This is a genomic window from Nocardia sp. BMG51109 (assembly GCF_000526215.1).
Taxonomy (GTDB): Bacteria; Actinomycetota; Actinomycetes; order Mycobacteriales; family Mycobacteriaceae; genus Nocardia.
The window spans coordinates 1-16900 of record NZ_JAFQ01000001.1; the positions used below are offsets into that span (position 1 = coordinate 1).

Annotated in this window: 21 protein-coding genes; 17 read left to right on the plus strand and 4 right to left on the minus strand. The window is 65.3% G+C overall.

The genetic code is table 11. The features are described 5' to 3' along the window. The first annotated feature begins 54 nt into the window (after positions 1–54). The 14 genes from D892_RS39945 (at position 55) to D892_RS0100075 (ending at position 9303) form a co-directional block, all read left to right on the plus strand. Positions 55–810: a hypothetical protein gene (locus D892_RS39945; protein WP_156959294.1), complete on the plus strand. Its 756-nt coding sequence runs from the start codon at positions 55–57 to the stop codon at positions 808–810. A 19-nt stretch (positions 811–829) separates the two neighbouring features. After that, positions 830–2929, plus strand: coding sequence for a hypothetical protein (locus D892_RS49345; RefSeq protein ID WP_156959295.1), 2100 nt, complete (start codon positions 830–832; stop codon positions 2927–2929). Next, positions 2926–3729 carry a hypothetical protein gene (locus D892_RS44685; protein ID WP_084160854.1) on the plus strand — a complete coding sequence of 268 codons (804 nt, stop codon included), beginning with the start codon at positions 2926–2928 and terminating at the stop codon, positions 3727–3729. Before D892_RS49345 ends, D892_RS44685 begins: the two co-directional genes overlap by 4 nt. Beyond that, positions 3726–3911: a hypothetical protein gene (locus tag D892_RS0100015; RefSeq protein WP_024799296.1), complete on the plus strand. Its 186-nt coding sequence runs from the start codon at positions 3726–3728 to the stop codon at positions 3909–3911. Before D892_RS44685 ends, D892_RS0100015 begins: the two co-directional genes overlap by 4 nt. Continuing rightward, positions 3908–4873, plus strand: coding sequence for a DUF2637 domain-containing protein (locus D892_RS0100020; RefSeq protein ID WP_084160855.1), 966 nt, complete (start codon positions 3908–3910; stop codon positions 4871–4873). The genes D892_RS0100015 and D892_RS0100020 overlap by 4 nt, the downstream gene beginning before the upstream one ends. Continuing rightward, positions 4870–5325: a hypothetical protein gene (locus D892_RS0100025; RefSeq protein ID WP_024799298.1), complete on the plus strand. Its 456-nt coding sequence runs from the start codon at positions 4870–4872 to the stop codon at positions 5323–5325. Before D892_RS0100020 ends, D892_RS0100025 begins: the two co-directional genes overlap by 4 nt. Further along, a complete protein-coding gene (locus D892_RS0100030; RefSeq protein WP_156959296.1) occupies positions 5322–6344 on the plus strand; it encodes a hypothetical protein in 1023 nt (340 codons plus the stop codon). The genes D892_RS0100025 and D892_RS0100030 overlap by 4 nt, the downstream gene beginning before the upstream one ends. Before the next feature lie 199 nt (positions 6345–6543). Further along, positions 6544–7044, plus strand: coding sequence for a single-stranded DNA-binding protein (gene ssb, locus D892_RS0100035; protein WP_024799300.1), 501 nt, complete (start codon positions 6544–6546; stop codon positions 7042–7044). After that, positions 7037–7303 carry a hypothetical protein gene (locus tag D892_RS46195; protein ID WP_156959297.1) on the plus strand — a complete coding sequence of 89 codons (267 nt, stop codon included), beginning with the start codon at positions 7037–7039 and terminating at the stop codon, positions 7301–7303. The genes ssb and D892_RS46195 overlap by 8 nt, the downstream gene beginning before the upstream one ends. 50 nt (positions 7304–7353) lie before the next feature. Continuing rightward, positions 7354–7620 (plus strand): hypothetical protein, encoded by a 267-nt coding sequence (locus D892_RS0100045; RefSeq protein WP_024799301.1) that lies wholly within the window; start codon positions 7354–7356, stop codon positions 7618–7620. Then, positions 7620–7919, plus strand: coding sequence for a hypothetical protein (locus D892_RS0100050; RefSeq protein ID WP_024799302.1), 300 nt, complete (start codon positions 7620–7622; stop codon positions 7917–7919). Before D892_RS0100045 ends, D892_RS0100050 begins: the two co-directional genes overlap by 1 nt. Further along, the gene (locus D892_RS0100055; protein WP_156959298.1) at positions 7916–8107 is read left to right on the plus strand and encodes a hypothetical protein; all 192 of its coding nucleotides are present in this window, start codon (positions 7916–7918) and stop codon (positions 8105–8107) included. Before D892_RS0100050 ends, D892_RS0100055 begins: the two co-directional genes overlap by 4 nt. Beyond that, on the plus strand, positions 8104–8856 hold the full coding sequence (locus D892_RS43320; protein WP_051498924.1) for a DUF2637 domain-containing protein: 753 nt from the start codon (positions 8104–8106) through the stop codon (positions 8854–8856). The genes D892_RS0100055 and D892_RS43320 overlap by 4 nt, the downstream gene beginning before the upstream one ends. A gap of 243 nt (positions 8857–9099) precedes the next feature. Beyond that, positions 9100–9303, plus strand: a complete 204-nt coding sequence (locus D892_RS0100075) for a hypothetical protein (RefSeq protein ID WP_024799305.1) — start codon at positions 9100–9102, stop codon at positions 9301–9303. 772 nt (positions 9304–10075) lie between these two features. Here the strand turns inward: D892_RS0100075 and D892_RS46200 are convergent. After that, complete coding sequence (locus tag D892_RS46200) at positions 10076–10282, minus strand: hypothetical protein (RefSeq protein ID WP_156959299.1); 207 nt, start codon at positions 10280–10282, stop codon at positions 10076–10078. 1939 nt (positions 10283–12221) lie between these two features. Here D892_RS46200 and D892_RS0100080 point away from each other — a divergent pair. Then, positions 12222–12854 (plus strand): hypothetical protein, encoded by a 633-nt coding sequence (locus D892_RS0100080; protein WP_024799306.1) that lies wholly within the window; start codon positions 12222–12224, stop codon positions 12852–12854. A 586-nt stretch (positions 12855–13440) separates the two neighbouring features. Here the strand turns inward: D892_RS0100080 and D892_RS0100085 are convergent. The 3 genes from D892_RS0100085 to D892_RS46205 all read right to left on the minus strand — a co-directional run bounded on the left by D892_RS0100085 (position 13441) and on the right by D892_RS46205 (position 14425). Then, positions 13441–13647, minus strand: coding sequence for a hypothetical protein (locus D892_RS0100085; RefSeq protein WP_156959300.1), 207 nt, complete (start codon positions 13645–13647; stop codon positions 13441–13443). Next, positions 13644–14204, minus strand: coding sequence for a hypothetical protein (locus D892_RS0100090; RefSeq protein WP_156959301.1), 561 nt, complete (start codon positions 14202–14204; stop codon positions 13644–13646). Before D892_RS0100090 ends, D892_RS0100085 begins: the two co-directional genes overlap by 4 nt. A 65-nt stretch (positions 14205–14269) precedes the next feature. Beyond that, a complete protein-coding gene (locus tag D892_RS46205) occupies positions 14270–14425 on the minus strand; it encodes a hypothetical protein (protein ID WP_156959302.1) in 156 nt (51 codons plus the stop codon). 357 nt (positions 14426–14782) lie between these two features. On the opposite strand from D892_RS46205, the gene D892_RS0100100 reads away from it, so the two are divergent. Together D892_RS0100100 and D892_RS46210 are read left to right on the plus strand one after the other, a co-directional pair. Continuing rightward, entirely contained in the window at positions 14783–15898 is a 1116-nt protein-coding gene (locus D892_RS0100100) for a hypothetical protein (RefSeq protein ID WP_156959303.1), read from the plus strand. A gap of 671 nt (positions 15899–16569) precedes the next feature. Then, positions 16570–16827, plus strand: coding sequence for a hypothetical protein (locus D892_RS46210; protein WP_156959304.1), 258 nt, complete (start codon positions 16570–16572; stop codon positions 16825–16827). The last annotated feature ends 73 nt before the right edge of the window (positions 16828–16900 follow it).

Sequence of the window (16900 nt, forward strand, 5' to 3'; positions counted from 1 at the left end):
GGGGACGCCGAATGTGGCGATTTGGCCTGCCGAGTGCCCGCGGGAGGTGAGGCGATGAGCGTGTCGGAGATTCGGTTGCAGCCGCGGGAGGCGCGAATCGAGGAGTTCGCGGCTCAGCAGTACGGGATTTCGCTGGGGACGTTGGCGATTGCAACGGGCCGGAGTACGCGGACGGCGTACACGATCGCGAAGCGGTTGAAGGAGGCCGGGCGGGCGCACGTCAAGCGCCTGGACTACGGGTCGCCGGGGCCGTGGCGTCGGTCGAAGCACTTCGACGATTCGGAGGTGACGCCGCACGGCCCGTTGTGGATCTATCCGACTCGCGAGATCGCTTGGGCCTACCTGGAATTCGACCCGGGTGAGTGGGAGCCGAAACCATCGACAGCGGCGCACTTGACCGCAGTGTCGGAGTTGCGGTTGGCGCTCCTCGGGCTGGAGACCGATCCGGAGGTGTGGACCAGCGAGCGGTTGTTGCGGCGCCGGTTCCGGACGGAGAACGGGCAGCCAGGTGCGCATGTGCATGACGGCTGGTTTCAGGACTTGGGTGATCCGGACAAGGTGTGGGCGATCGAGGTGGAGTTGTCTCGCAAGTTCGGGGCGGGCCGGTTGCTGCACGCGATGGCGGGGGCGCTGGATACGGCGAATCGGCATGAGCTGGCCGGTGTCTTGTATTTCGTGCGCGGCGAGAGTCTGCGCAGGGCGGTGGAGGGGACGGCGGCGCAGCTGGCGCGCAAGCGCGGTGAGGAGCGTTTGCCGAATCTCGAAATTCATGACTTGGACGCGACTTTGGCGCGGAAAGGGGTGAGGTGAAGTGACCGAGTGTATTCCGATGATCACACCGGATGACTGTGGTGGTGCCCCGCGTACGCCCGTGGCGCCGGTGACTCCGGTACCGGCTGAACATCTGGCACCGGTACCGGCGGTGCCGGAGCCGGGCGCGGGAACGCCTGTGCCGGTGGTGGATTCGGTTCCGGTGGAGCAGCATTCGCCGCCGGGGCAGCATTTCGAGAATCCGTCGTTGCCGAATGGCTGGCATGCCCCGGAGTGGGATGTGCATCTGCCGTCGGTGCCGGATGCGTTCGCGTTTCTCGGCACGTCGGTGGTCGGTACCGGGTTCGCGGTGGGGCTGGCGGCCGGCATGAATCTCGTTGCGGCGAAACGCCGCTGGGAAGCCCGCCAGGTCCGCAACTATGCGGCCGGGTCGCTGGTGCTGCCGGTGGGTGCGGTGTGGTCGGCGGGGTCGTGGGTGGCGCCGGTGTCGCTGTGGTGGCAGGGCAGCCAGGTTTTGTTGGAGCACGGCCCTTTTTCCGGTGGCCTGGTGGCGATGACCGCGAGCGCTCTGCCGGTGGCGTGGGGTGCGGCGGCGTGGTGGCGGGCGCGGTTCCTGGAGCGGCTGAACAGCGAGGGTGTCGGCAAGCCGTCGAAGACGCGGCGGTTGCGTCGTCGTCAGGAGCAGGGCAAGGCGCGTGCGGCGCGGCAGGCGGCGAAGTACGGGGCGCCGCTGGTGACCGGGTGGCGCAAGCAGAACGTCGTTTTGGGGCCGTTGTCGGAGTACGTCGACGCGAGCCAGCCGGATACGTATCACCAGTTGATCGACAAGCGGGATTCGAAGCTGGAGATCCCGATCGACGGGCTCGGGCACATGATCGTGCTCGGTAAGTCGCAGCAGGCGGGCAAGACGACGATGCTGACCCGGCTCGGCACCGGCCTGTATTCGGCGTATTGGCATCGGTATGTGCGGACGGGGGAGAAGCGTCCGCTGTTGATCTTCGTGGATTGCAAGGGCGGCAAGCAAGGGCTCCAAACGGGTCGCCGGGTGGTGAAGATCGCCGCGCGGCTGGGGGTGCACCCGAAGCGGATTGCGTTGTGGCCGGTGACGAATCGTCTCGATTTGTGGGACATGGACGCCGAAGACATGTGCGCCACGTTGGAATCGATGATCAACCCCGTTCAGTCGTCGAATCTGGGTGAGGAGCACTTCAAGCAGAACCGGATCCGGGTGACCAAGCTGGCGGTGTCGGCGCCGTGCGGGCCGCCGCGGTCGAAAGCGGAGTTCCTGGAACGGCTTTCGGTGGACTGGCTGAGGAACGTCGGCTGGAAGCACGACACCGCGATTCTCGATGAGATCGAGGCGCTGGAGCAGTCGAAACCGCCTGCGGTGGGGGATGTGTCGGGCAAGTTCCGCAACATCTTCTCCGCGATCGGGGAAGGCTTCGACGGCGGCCGCCCCCTCGACAGTTTCGACGTGATCTATGCGACGGTGCCGGGCACGGTGCGCGGCGAGTACGCCCGCGCTCAGGTGGCGGCGCTGAACACGCTGATCGAGCAGTTCGCCGCGGGCGAGCACGACCGGCAGATCGTGCTGATCATCGACGAGATGTCCGCGGTGGCGGACAAGACCGGCGGCATCGACCAGTTCACCATCGCCGAACGGCTCCTAGGCATGGGTGTGATCGCGGTGTTCGCCGCGCAGAACCAGTACGGGCTCGGCGCGACCGCCGACGACCGGCGGCGGCTGCTGGAGTCGTGCCCGTCCGGTGCGTTGCTGATGAAGCTCGAAGGCGCCGGGAAGGTGTCGGAGGTGTTCGGGTCGCGGCCGGTCGCGGAGAACACGCGGCACACCAAGAACGACAAGCCCGGCGACGAAGGTTCTCTCGGCACCCGGGACACGTTCTTCATCGATCCGAACCGGCTCACGCAGTTCGATCGTGGCGACGTGGTGTGGGTGCAGTCGCTGCAAGCCCGCTACGGGCACGTCATCCCCGTCGACGACGACGAGATCACGCCACTGCCGGCCGATCCGTATCCGCAGCGGTGGGCGACCAGCACGCTGCCGCGGGTGCCGTTGCAGACCGTGCGCGAACTCGACTCGGGGAGCGCGCGGCGCGCGGATCTCGGCTTCGACGCCGAAGGCGGTGAAGCCGCATGAAGTTCTATCTGGGCACTCACCATCCGGGATGGCTGTCACGCACTGATGCAACGTTGTTCGTGTCCGATGTGCGTCTGTCCCGGTACCGGACTTTGCCGCGTGCACAAGGCCGATGGGCGCTGGACTCAGGCGGATTCTCGATGCTGAGTATGTACGGCAGCTGGGCAGCAGGCCCGACACCGAAGCAATATGTGGCGCGAGTGCGCCGCTATGACGAGGAAATCGGCGGTTTGGACTGGGCAGCTCCGCAGGATTACATGTGTGAACCATTCATCGTGGCCAAGACTGGATTGTCCACGCTGGAGCATCTGCATCGCACGGTGGGCAACCTGATCGATCTCCGGTCGCTTGATTCGAGTCGACGGATCATTCCCTCTATACAGGGATACCGGCGCGCGGATTACGAACGCTGCATCGATCTCTATGACAAAGCCGGCATTGACTTAGCAGCCGAATCGGTCGTTGCCGTCGGCAGTGTTTGCCGACGTCAAGCTACTACCGAGGCAGCCGACATTATCAACGCGATCGCGATCGCAGTACCCGGAATTCGATTGCACGGCTTCGGTATCAAAACCAGTGGTTTGAACCGATACGGACATCTGCTGGCAAGCGCGGATTCGATGGCCTGGTCCTACGGCGCACGACGAGCAGAACCGCTTCCCGGCTGCGTCGGACACAAGAACTGTGCCAACTGCTTTCGCTACGCACTGCGATGGCGAGACCAGCTTCTCGCCAATCTCGCAGCCGAATCTGCTTATTCGATGCAACTTCCCCTCTTCGCAATCGGGAGGACAACATGACCGACTATATGCGCGCGATCGGCGCCTACCTGGTCAGCCAAGAAGTCCACACCCGGACCACCGACAACCTTCGTGGCCACCGGGCCGAGCACGCCGACACCCGGGCGGTCACCCCGGACACCGGGGCGGACACCCCCGCCGACCGGGCGGACAGCGCGGGGGACAGGGGGCGGACGCGATGAGTACGCCGGATAGGTCGTCGCGGGGGCGGCTGGTGTCGTGGGTCGGGTTCGTGTTCGGGTCGTTGACCTCGATTGCGGCCAATGTCCTGCATACCTGGTTGCCTGCCGAGTACATGCCGCCGGGCTGGCATCCGGGTATCGCGCCGCAGATCGGCGCGGCGGTGTGGCCGATCGGGCTGTTGTTGTCGGTGGAGGTGTTGTCGCGGGCGCGGTGGAGGCGCGGCCGGTTGTGGGCGCTGGCGCGCTACGGCGGCGCCGGAGCGGTCGCGGTGGGGTCGGCGATCATCTCCTACTCCCACCTGCGGGACGTGCTGATCACCTGGGGATACGGGACCTGGGCGGCCAGCGTCGGCCCGATCACCCTCGACGGGCTGATGGTGGTCTCCGGATTTGCGTTGCTGTCGATGACGCTCGATCGCGAAACCCCTGCCCCGGCAACCGAACCGGGCGGCGAATCCCCGGCGGCACCGGCGGCGACCGTGACCAGACCGGCCGAGGAGCCACCGGTGCCGTCTCGGCCGCACGTCGAAGCTCTGGCCGATGTCGCCTCTGGTGCGGACACGTACCCGGGTACGGCCATCGGCACCGTCCCGGAGGCGGTCACGCAGCCCGGCCGGGTGGACATCCGGGGCGGACAGGACACGAACGGGGACGACGCCGGGGCGGACACCCGTCGCGCGACCGCGCGCCGGTTGCACGGCCAGGGGTGGACACAGGCCCGCATCGCGGGACACCTCTCGGTCAGCAAGCGCACCGTGCGCCGCTACCTGTCCACCCCGGCCACCACGCCACCCGACCCGGCCGGCACAACGGCCGATCCGGCCGATACAGCGGCCGACCCGGATCACGTCGGCGCTGTCGCGGCCGGTCCGGTCGTCGACGTCGCGGCGCTGGAGGCGCTCGCGGTGCTGGCCGACAGCACCAACCATCACCCCTCATCTTCCGAAGGAGTTCTCGCATGACCAGCAACAGCAACAACGGTAATCACGGCATCGATTGGGACGGTGAGCTGCAAACGCTCATGGAGGCGTCCGGGATCGACCCGGCCCAGCTGGCTCGCCCGGCGTGGCCGGTGCGGTTGCGGCGCAAGGTGTTCGGCGCCCGGGCCGCGGTGTGTGCGGCGGGGGTGGCGGTGCCGCTGATGTGGCTGGTGGTCAGTTCGGGTGCCCCGGTCGCGGCGGTGGTGCCGCTGGTGGTGTGGCTGGCCGGGTGGATCGGTTACGGGGTGTGGCTGAGCATGGGCCGCCCGGACTGGTCGATCGCCGCCAGCACGGCCCGCGAGGCCGGCACGGCCGGATTCCACGCCGGGTCCCGGTTCGCGTTCGCCCGGTCCCGGCCGCTGCGAGCGCGGTGGCGCGCGATCAAGGCCGACCGCGCCCGCGACGGCGGCGTCTCGGATCCGGCGAGCGCATGAGCGGGGGTGAGGGGATGTCGGGTAACGAGATGCAGGAGGTGTCGCGTAGCTGGGCGCAGCTGGTGAGGCTGCTGTTCCAGCTGATGCAGCAGATCCGCGCGTACACCTCGGACGGGTCGGTCAAGCTGTCGCGGCGTGAGCAGAAAGAGCTGATCGCCGAGGCGAAACAGGCGTATGCGCTGTATGAGCAGCATTCCGCGCAAGCGCAGGACTGGTATCAGGGCCAGGTTCAGGACTACCAGCGTGAGGCCGCCGCGGCGGCGGTTCGTGCCGAGGCCGGTGCCAGCGAGACCGAACAGGCCCGGGCGAAGGCGTATCTGTCCGGGTTGCGGGCCAGCGTCGAGCACACCGTGCACGACACCGCGCTCACCGCGGAGGAACGCGGCCAGGTCGTTCAGACTCTCGATGTCGTCGACGCCGATCCGTCGAAGCCGGTGCCGCGCAACGTGTTCCAGCCTGTGACCGGGAACGAGGCGGTGCGGGCGCGGCACGCGGCCGCGGAGTCGGAACACCGGTGGATGCAGCACCGCGAACACCTCACCGCCACCGCGGACACCGCCCGGCACCAGCACCACCAGAAAACCGCGGCCGCGACAGCGACAGCGGGGACGGGTGTCGAGCAGTGGCAGCGCGACTCGGTACGCCGGTTCGACGACTTCGCGCGCCGTATCGACCGGCTCGAACACAAACTCGACGAACTCCAGCCCCGCGAAACACCCACCATCGCACCGGAAACCAACGGCCACAACGGATCACATAACCCCCAGCGTGCCCGCAAACAGGCCACCGCCCGGCCGACCGCCGAGACAGGGCGCCCGCGAGCCCGGCACCAGCCCGAGCAGGAGCGCGAGATCGCGGCCGCGACCGGCATGACCGCGGCGGCCGAGATGACCGCCGACACCGAAGAAGCACGGCAGGCCGGACAGGACCCGGCGCCGGGCAGCCGGCATCAGCAGGCGCAGCAGGCCGAAGCCGACGCGCAAGCGGTGTACGTAGCGCAGATGGAAGCCCAGGCATAACCGCGAGACACGGTGTGCCACACGAGTTTTTCAACAACAACACAGAAAGGAGAACACCAGCACGAACACAGAACCATCGGCCGAATCGGCTGACACGCAACGAGATTCGTAACTGTCACTACAACCGTCCAGGCCATGTCTGGACAACCAGATTTATTCGACGGGCACACAACCAAACCGAAACGGAGTAGTGAGAACAATGTCCGGAGAAACCACTCTCACCATCATCGGCAACCTGACCAAGGACCCGGATTTCCGGATCATTCCGAAGACCGGGGACAACGTGGTCAACTTCGTCGTCGCGTCGACACCGCGGGTGTTCGACCGCAAGGCGAACCAGTGGAAAGACGGCCCGGCAGTGTTCATGCGGTGCACCATGTTCCGCGACGCCGCCGAGAACGTCGCCGATTCCCTGGAGAAGGGTTCCCGTGTCGTGGTGGTCGGCAAGCTGCAACAGCGCGACTACACCGACCGCGACGGCATCAAGCGCACCATCATGGAACTGGTCGCCGACGAAGTGGGGGTGTCACTGAAATACGCCATCGCCAAGCCGGTCAAGCGGAAGAACCACGGCCGTAACGGCAACAGCCACAACGGCAACGGCCAGGCCGCGAACGGCGGGCGGGACGCCACAGCCAGTGACGACCCGTACGCCGAGTTCCGTGGCGAGCCGGAGGAGGAGGTGGGGCGTGATGCGTAACCCCTTCCTGCGGCGAAACCGCACCACGGCGGCGAATTGTCCTGCGGGCGAGTTGATCCCGGCATCGGGACCGCGCTCGCGGTTGCAGTTCTTCGCCCGGTACGACTACGGCCTGAACCGGGTTGTGGTCGTCGTCTACGACGAGACATCGGGTGACGGCAAGGCTGTCGAGCTGAGTGTCTGGCAGGCCATCGGCCTGCGGGGACTGCTCGACACCGCGATCCGCGGCGCTCTCGCGTCGATGAAAAGGACGGTGTAGCCATGGCGTACATCTTTAGCCGAGTCCGCACCGCCGCCGGTGGTGGGGAAATGCAGTTGCACTGGCACAACGTCGGCGCACGGGTTCGTATTTTAGAGCCTGCTGCATCGATCGGGCCGATCGAAATCCGGTGGGGTGACCTGCTGGACGACGCAGGGGTCAAGGTATACCTCGATATCGAGGACGCCCGCGCCCTGATCGGTCAACTGTCCGCCCTGATCGCGGAACTCTCCGACGGCATCGACAACGATGTCGACGACACGGCCACCGTCAACGATGACGGCGCGACCGTGTCAACGCCGAAGGAGGTGGCGTGATGCGTTACGTCTACCGCCGTACCGAGCCGGAATTGTGGACGGTCGGGTTCTACACGCCGGACGGCGAGTGGGAGCCGGAGTCCGACCACGGCAGCAGCGACGCTGCCGCGGAACGGGTCGGCCTCCTCAATGGTGAGGGAGCGACCACGCTGCTGGCCGAGTTGATCAAGGAGCGCGATGAACTGAGGGACCAGAGCCGGGAACTGCTCGATCAGGTGCAGTGCCTGCAATGGGACCTGATGGTGCTCCAGGCTGCGCACGATCGGTGCCCGGAACCGGTGACGGGGAAGGGGGCGTGATGGTCATGATGGCCGATGTTCACGTCATCGACCGGTCGCAGCTGGCCGCGGTGGTCGGGGTCGTGCTGGCGGACCTGCGTGAGGTCGGGGTCATCGTCGGTGACATCGATGTTGCCGATGAGCAGATCGTGGATGCGATCCAGCAGCGCTGGACCGTGTACACCGATGTTGCGGAGGTGACCGGGTGAGCGGGCAGGCCCGGCCGGCGGGCATGTTGTGGGTGCGCCGGGTGGCGGTCCTGGTGACCGTGACCATCGGGTCGGCGGCGTTCGCGTTGAGCTTCGCGGCTCTGCGTGAGCTGGCGATCATGGCGCACACCCCGGCGGGGCTGGCGTGGCTGTGGCCGGTGATCGTGGATGGCACGATCATTCAGGCCACGGTGTCCATGCTGGTGCTGGCGTCGAATCCGCAGCGGCGCTGGTTTTTGTGGGTGCTGGCCGCGGGGGTGCTGGTGTCGATCACCGGTAACTCCGTGCATGCCGCCATGGCAGGCGATCAGCTGCCCTGGTGGGCCGCGGCTCTGGTCGCGGCGGTGGCGCCGGTCTCGCTGCTGGTGGACACGCATGGCTTGTCCGTGTTGTTCCGTGCCGCGCACCGCGATCCGGCTCCGGTGGCCATTCAGGCACCGGACCGGGCCGACAATGCGGCAACCAGTGTGGCGCAACCGGTGCAGGCCGAAGTACCGGCGGATCCGGTGGTGAAGGGTTCGTCCCGGCGTGATCCGGTCAAGGTCGCTCGTGCTGTCGCGATGCGTGCCGAAGGCCGGACTTACGCCGAGATCGCCGACACGCTGGGGGTGTCCCGACGGACAGCGGCGAAGTATGTCGCTGCCGGTGGAGACCCCGCGCGTGAGGCGGCAGTGCAGCCGATTCACGTCGTGCGGCCGGTGCAGCAGACGCTGCCGTTGCCTGCCGCCGCGCTCGGAGGTGGTGCGTGATGTCGGGCTACCAATGGTGCGCGTGCCGGGACTGCTTCGAACCCCTGGTCGGCGGTGACGAGCCGGAACTGTGTAGCGACTGCCGGGAGGCAGGATGCGAGATCGGGAACGGCGACTGCCAGCGCGACGACGCTTACACAACGGAGTGTGAGCAGGTCGGGCACATCGTCAGCCTGGTGGTCGACGAGTGCGCCCGGTGTGGTCTGGCGGAGTCCGCCTGGCCGAGACCGGGAGGTGCCGGCCATGACCCGCAGTAGGAAACCGGTCAGCCAAGAGGAACTGAAGCTGGGACGGGAGATCCAGGAGGAGTACGACCACGGCGCGACGTGGCCGAACATCGCCGTCATCTTCGACGTGTCGGAGTGGAAGGCGAAACGGCTCGCGAAAGCGTACCGGGACGACTGCTACCGGAGAGCCCACCAGAACCAGCTCCCCTTGTTCGGCTGACCATCCGGACACAACCGAACAACAACTGAACACCGTCGAACAAGCGGAGTCCGTGCCTGCTAGACCCAGGCACGGGCTCCGCCCTTTGTTGTACCAGATCTGTGACTGGGAACGGCCATGGTCGGTTGCCGACTACGCAGCGGTGTTCCGAGCACGCCCTCTCGCTGGCCCCGGGAGCGGAGAACGGACGACGTACCAGCGGTCGGTGAGTACCGCGGAAGTTGCGCCTCGGAGTCCGGCGCCAGCCGGTGTGAAGGCTTGACAAGGAGGTCCGGCGCCGACACGGCTCGGAGTTGGCGGGTCATCGGCGGGGAGTGGAGTAGCGTCTCGCTCGGCTCACAGATGCGGTGGCGGATTGGTGATGTTTTTCGGACCGCTATTCATTGGATCACGACTGTATGGTTTCATCCGGTCTAGTTGACGTAACAAGTTATTGTGCCTGTCAAGATGTAGTTGTCATAGCGGGGAGCGTGTGACCTTGTGTAATGGCACGAATGTCCCTATCTCGCCGCTGCCCGATCGAGCTGAATTACATTCGTGGTAGTACTGCGGTGACGCTCGGATAGGACTAGATTGCTAACTCTGTGGCGCTCGGGCTGCATGTCCCGTGCGTTGTTGCCGTGTGTGCTGTGAAGCGTGCCACCGTTAACTTGGATAGGGGTATCTGCTGGTCAGCCCATGCGGTACGCTGAGAATGTCCGGCTGTGTTGGCTGAACTAAAAGAGCGACCGCCGGGTGGCAGCCCGGCGGTCGCTACTGATTCGGTCCGGCTCTAACGGTGCTCTGCGATCTTAGTGATCAGCAGTGTTGCCGCGGAGCTGCCAGCGATCTGGTACCAGCTTGCTGGGATGGGCAGTCGGAAGTAGAAGGAGGCCTCGGCTGTGTCGCTTGGATTAGTGGCAGCCGGGGTCTCTTCTTTTTTCTGTGATACCTCTCTTTCGTTTTTCAATTCTTCAGTATCGAGCACTCGAACCAGCATTCGCCGGAGCCTTTTCAAGGCCCCTCCTTCCCATTCTGTGTGAAACTGTTCCCTGAAAATTTATCTCAGAGACTTTAGGTTAGGGTGCCCTCGGAGTTCCGAGTCGGTGGACCGCAACCCTGCGAGAAGGTAACGGCACCCCGTCCACGCTCCCAACAGCCTATGTCAAAGTCGTGCCGACCAAGCGGTCGGGACCTATCCGCTGCGGTCGCGTCAACGGCAGCAAACCAGCAGCGTATTGGAGGGTTTTTGAGTGGTGTCCCATCGACGCTATTGTCAGCTGGCGGCGGATATGGTATACGGCTGTCCTTTCATCACGAGAACATCGCAGTACTATAACGGGGCTGTGTTCGGGGGAGTTCCGAATATTTTGACACCGCGTGCAAGAATCCTGCCGGTTCTGTAAAGCACAAATGCACGTGCATGCGGGTGACCCGATGGCCCGGGTATCCAATTTCTGAACGTTTACCAAGCTGCCTGTTGATCGGCTCATCATTAAGTTGATCTTGCCGGTCACCGATGGTTGAAAGGCTGGAACGAAAGCAGTTCCTCCATCTCATCCGCCAACGCAACTACTGAATTTCGGCCACTGAATACAGTTTCACGACCTAGCGGTTGCTAGGTTGACGCTGTCGATGGGAGAGCCCGGGGTGAGCGTCACGCTGGCAACTGCACAACTCGCGACGCCCGGCGGTCACTCGCCGCGGTATCGGACTCCCCCCAGCGCGCCCCTCCTGTTCCCGGCCCGGCCTCAGGCTCCGGATGGCGTCTCGATGTGCCAGGCCCCGATCTCGGTCAGGCGACCAGTAATAAGGAAGTTGACCGCCCCGGAGGAGAGCGAGCGGGGTCGCGCGCACCGTGCGGGCAGGCCCCGCCTGCCCGGCACCAGCTGCCCGCGCGGCGCCGCAGAGGCTCACGATCAAGAGCGACTTTCTCGATCGAGGTCCACCGCCGAACACTCCGGACCGCCACGGGGAAAGTCGCTCTTGATCGTGAGGGGCGGCGCCGACACCATCGCGCGGCCCCGCTCGCGGTCCCCGGGCGCCACGGGCACCCGAACAGTGGACCAGGCAGAGTGCCGGCCCTCGTTGCCGAACCGGTGCGAATCACGTTGCCACACCGAAATTTCCGATGCACACACCTTGCAAACAGTCGGCACCGACCAGCGCACCGATTGCACAACCTGCGCAGAACCCGTAGCAGCGCTGCATACAGCAAGCAAAAACAACGAGGATCAGTGTCCGGGTTTTGCCGGGTGATTCTCTGCCTCCCCACCCCTGACCAGGCATGTTGTCCGTCTGGGTGTCCCGCCCGCCAAGATCACCAAATACACGCTTCGCTGTGCATTTGGTGATCTTGGCGGGCGGGACAGTAGGTATAGGTCAGGGGTGGGGAGGCAGAGAACAGAAGTAGTTGAGTGAGTAGTAGGTCCGGTTGGGTGCGGGGGAAGTGGTTGCGTTGGGTGCGGATCGTTGCGGTGGGGTGCGTAGTTGCGTCGGGTAACGAGGGGTGCGTACGTGGCGGCCGGGTATGTGGTGACGTCCGGAGCGCTGGCGCGGTGGTGATGTCCGGTGCGGCTGGTGGCGTTCGCGGTCCGGTGCCGGGCCGGTCTCGGTGGTGAGCCGTGGGGGAGTCCCTGGGTGAGCGCCGCAGTGTAAGGGCGCCCCACCTCCCGTCAAGAACGAATTTCCGTGTGCGGCCGGGTGATCATCCGTGCGGTTGGGGTGATCGGAAATTCGTTCTTGACCGGAGCCTCCGGGGACGCCCTGGGCAGGCGGTGAGGGCAGGCCGGGGGCCTGCCCCGGACGGGGCGCGGCGCGCGCCCAGGGACTCCACGCCCCGCCCGGGACTCCATCTCGTTGACACGTACGTGTCACTGGCCGCGGTCGGTCGGTTGACACGTACGTGTCAGGAACCCGGAAGGGACCGCACCGCGATCATGACCGACTCCGACACCATCACCGGCCTGCTCGTGGCCGCGCTCGAAACCACATGGGCGGCAATCCGTGCCCAGCATCCCGACGTGCCCGATGTGGTGCTGACAGTTGGATCCGGATCGGCCGGCAATAGCGAGCTGAAGCTCGGGCACTTCGCGCCGAACCGGTGGATCCGCGGCGAGTTCGAGTTGCACGAATTGTTCATCGGCGGCGAAGGGCTCCAGCGCGGCGCCGTCGACGTGCTCGGCACCTTGCTCCACGAAGCCGCCCACGGCGTCGCCACCACCCGCGACATCAAAGACACCAGCCGACAGGGCCGGTGGCACAACGAGCGCTACCGCGCTCTCGGAGAAGAACTCGGGCTCACCCTCGCGCACGATCCGAAGATCGGATGGTCGACCACCACCGTGCCCGACCAGACCCGCGAACGGTACCGGGCCGAACTCGATGAACTGGCGTTCGCGCTCGTGGCCTACCGGCGCCGCGAGCCCGACCGGCGTGGCGGACGCAAGTCCAACAACAACGGCGTGACTGCCGAGTGTGCCTGCCCGCGCAAGATTCGCGTCTCGCAGAGCGTCTACGACGCCGGGCCTATCTACTGCGGGAACTGTGGTGAGCCGTTTCGGGTCGAATGAAGATCAACCAGCAGGAGTCTCAGTTGATGGTGCGCGATACTGGAATTGAAGCAACACCTCCGGGCGAGTAAACAAGATCACTACTACTGCCGTGCAACAGCTTTAGATTGTGTGCTTTTGCTCAGCATCGAGCGGCATATATGCAGGTCAGTACAGTGTTCTGGCTCGTTGTACTCATAATCCGTTGGTCGTGGGTTCGAGCCCCACCCGTCCCACAAACCCCGCCCCACCAGCGTAAACCCCGTTCCGGCGGTGCGGGGTCATCCGGATCGCCGCTTCACCAGCAACGGATTCTCGCGTGCCGGACGCCGCATGACACCGGTTTCGAGCGACTGGTTTCCCCATCGATGAACCCTTGCAACCGCCCCGGCAGTATCCCGGAGCCGGGCGTGTCCGGTGTCGTCAACGTCCGGCCCCGGACGTTGAGCGGAGAACTTCGAGGCATCCGGTGCTCCGGTCGATCTGGTCGGCGCCGTACAACTCGGCGAATCACGGCCTCACGCTCGACCACTTGGGGGTGACCACCCGTGGAAGCGTTCGTGGGAGGTCAGGCCCGGGTGTTTGCGAACCGAAGTCGGCGCACCGGTCAGCAGTCGTCCTCGGACAGCAGTAGAAAGGCCGCCGCTTCCAGATGCACGACGCACATGTCCGGATGATGATGCCGATGGATATGGCGCAGTTCCCGTGCCCGCTCCTGCGTGAGTTCCAACAAGTACACCTGGCACACATGCTCGGCCAGCCAGCCGTCGGCATGCACGAAGGCCCTGTGCGGCAAGGGGCCTGGCAGCGTCACGAGGTTCCTCCGGCGTCCGGTGCCATCCCCTTCGGCGGAAATGCTCCGGCTGTCGCTCGCAGCCGCACCCGTCCGGCCCGGACGTCGGCCACCAACTCGTCGAGGGCCTCGACGCAGCACTCGAGTTCGGTAGCGTCCCACTCGTGATGCCGAGGATCGTCTTGCCGCAGCGCGTAGAGCGCGTACTTCCACGCAAGCCACGCAACCCAGTCGCCATACGACGACGGACTGATCGGGGCCTCCGGCGCGACCGCGATGTTCCGGATATGCCCGCTCGCTTCGCGGTCGATCAGCCAGATCAGCAGGTTGAGCTGCTCATCGACCGAGGACGTGTCGCTCGGGCGCTGCTCGTGCAGGTACCGCCAGACGCCGATCACCTGGCCGGCGCAGCGGAGCAGCACCGTGCTCGGTTCCTCCGCTCCCTCGCACACCCGTAGGAACGCCGAGCTTTCGGGGAGCGGCTGATCCGGACGAGCTTCGACCGGCGGCACCGTGAAGGCCACGGGCCTGTCCGGGGTGAATCCGTAGACAACGTGCTCCCCTTGGTCTCGGGGCATGGCGATGCCTCCCTTCGGTATCAGCGAGATGTGGAAAGCGTTGGCAAAGAGAATGTTTGGGACAGTCAGTCCCACAGTCGGCCGCACGGCAACGGCGGCAGATCGGGTCGCACGTCATCGTCGACCGTCACCCGTAAGCCGAGCTCAGCGAACGCGCCCGCCAACTCGTCCGCCACGCTCTGCGCCTGTTCGGCACCGGCTCGGTAATCCAGTTGCAGCACACCGGATTCGATGTGAATATGCCGAATTCGACGTGGTCGGCGTGGGGGTCGCGTGAGGTATTCGGGCCGGGTCATACGGGCGAGTTGGTATATGGCGAGCGTGCTGTAGAGCATCGTGCTGGTACCTCCCCTGGTGCGTCCGGTCATCCTGAGAAGCACCCGGTACCAAGGGCTTTCGCCACCGACCCGGGCATCCGGGCCGGTGCGCCACCCAGAGATGCGGCGTCGGCTTGGTACCGGGTACCGCTTCAACCTTGGTCCTCAGGCGGTTTCGGCCGCGACAGGCCAGTGGTGGGGTAGTGTGCGGTTACTGGACGTGTTTGCCCAGGTCAGAGTGGCTAGCTTAGGGTGGGGGCTATGGTCAGAGGGCGGGAGTGGACCGGGTTCGAAGCAGTGGCGCTGCAGGAGGCCATGCGCAAATCCGTCCGTGAGTTCGCGGCCCTTCTGGGCACCAATCCCTCGACTGTCATCAACTGGCGTACCGGGCTGGGCTCCGTTCTTCCACGGTCTGTCACCCAGGAGATGCTCGACACCACCCTGCAACAAAGGGCTACGTCGGAAGACCGCGCGAGATTCGATCAGATTGTGGCCGAGGGGGAATCCCTCTGGCGGGCACGGCATGACCGACCGACCGCCAGGGATGTGATCCCCTGCGAGGCCGTCCTGAATCAGAGCGGCGCTCCCTCCTCTCCACTTCCGGAAGCGGCTACCGTAGGAGGAAGTCCTCTGGGTGTGGAAGGAGAGGATTTTGTGGAGCGCAAGACCTTTCTGCAGGTATTCACCGGCTCCATGGCGGGCCTCGCTCTCGGCGCTGCCGGACTGACCGAAGCCCACGATCGCCTGGTCAAGGCCGCAGATGAGCCACCGCGCGTCGATGCTGCCCTGATCGAGCACTTCGACCGGATTTGCGATTACTGCCGCCACCAGGACGATATCCAAGGTGCTCAGGCGGTGCTGACCGTGGTTCGGGCGCAACTGCGGCTCCTGCACGCCATGCTGCCGGATTGTCCCGCCCGCCTCCAGCCGCAGCTGCTCGCGGTGTACAGCAAGTTCGCGGGTTTGGCCGGATGGTTGTCGCTCGATGCGCGACAGTTCGCCAACTCTTGGCGCTATTTCGAAGTGGCCCAGGCCGCAGCTCATCAGGCCGGCGCCTCGGCCCTCATCGGGTTCACCCTGGCCCGGATGAGCCACGTCGCCAAGGCACAGGATCGGCTGGATCTTGCCGTCGATTACGCCTCAAGCCGCGGTGGCCACCACCAAGCAGGCCGAGCCGCTCGTCCATACCTTCGCCTACGACCAACTGCGCGGCGGCTCGTGCGAAGGCCGGAGGACGAGGCGAAGTGCCTGGATACTCTGGAGAAGACCCGCTCATCGTACCAGCGTGCCAAAACCGAAGCGCCCCCGCCAGTTCGTCGTTGGCGTACTTCTACGACGATGGTTTCCTGCCGCATACCGAGAGTCAGTGTTACCTGAACTTGGGGACAGCCGGAGCGGGCCGTAGCGCAAGCTGAACAGTCGTTGGTACTGCCACGATCCGCAGCTGGTGCGCGACCAACGCCTTTTCCAAGCTCTACCTCGCCACCACCTATGTCCATTCCAACGAACCCGAACAAGCCGTCAGCACCTTGATGGATGCGGCCGGTTGGGCACGGCAGAACCGCAGTGTGCAGCTGGCCGAACGCATCCAGACCGTCCGTGCCTCGATGGCCCAGTGGCAGGGATCGGCACCGGTGGTGGAGCTGGACGGATATCTGCGGGAGCAGCCGCTCGCGTAGTTGTGGCCGGATTACCTTGCGAGACAACGGAAAAGCCCGTCAGCCTCGGCAGGCTGACGGGCTCATCGGATAACCCGGCGCGGATTATGCCGAACTCCGCGGGAACCCCAGATCCGCTCCGCCGAGGTAGGTGTAGCCGTCCCCGCCGGCAGCCAGCACGTCCCCGATGCGAGTCAGCGTCAGCGTGAGCGCCTGCATGGAGTCGACAATGGAGGTGGCGAAGGCCATGGTCTAAGGTTTCGCGGTACGGCTTCGGCGGCGGTACGTCTGGTGATGTATTCGAACTGATGGCGGGTTGGGCCGTTTGTTGTTGATGGCAGACCGGCATCCTGTGGGGGAAGGCGGAGGTCTGGGCTGTGGAAGCCGAGCATGCCGTGGACTGGCGAGCTGTACGCCGAATCGCATGACGGCCGAATCCAGTACCGGCTGTATTTCATCGAACGCCGGCCAGGATGGCACCAGGTCACCGACGAGATCATCGGGTCAGGGATCGGGGGCAAGCCGGTTGATGAGACGGCCGACTGGAACAGTGGTGTACAGACTCGAGAGATACACGACGCCATGGTGTCGGGCGTGGCTCGCTGTGAGAACACCCGCAAGCGCTGGAGGCGTTGGAAAAGCAAGTGATAATTTTGCGTTATAACGCATGACAGTCGTTGTCCTGTGAGGCATCCTTGGTGGCAAGGGGTGAGAGGAGAGT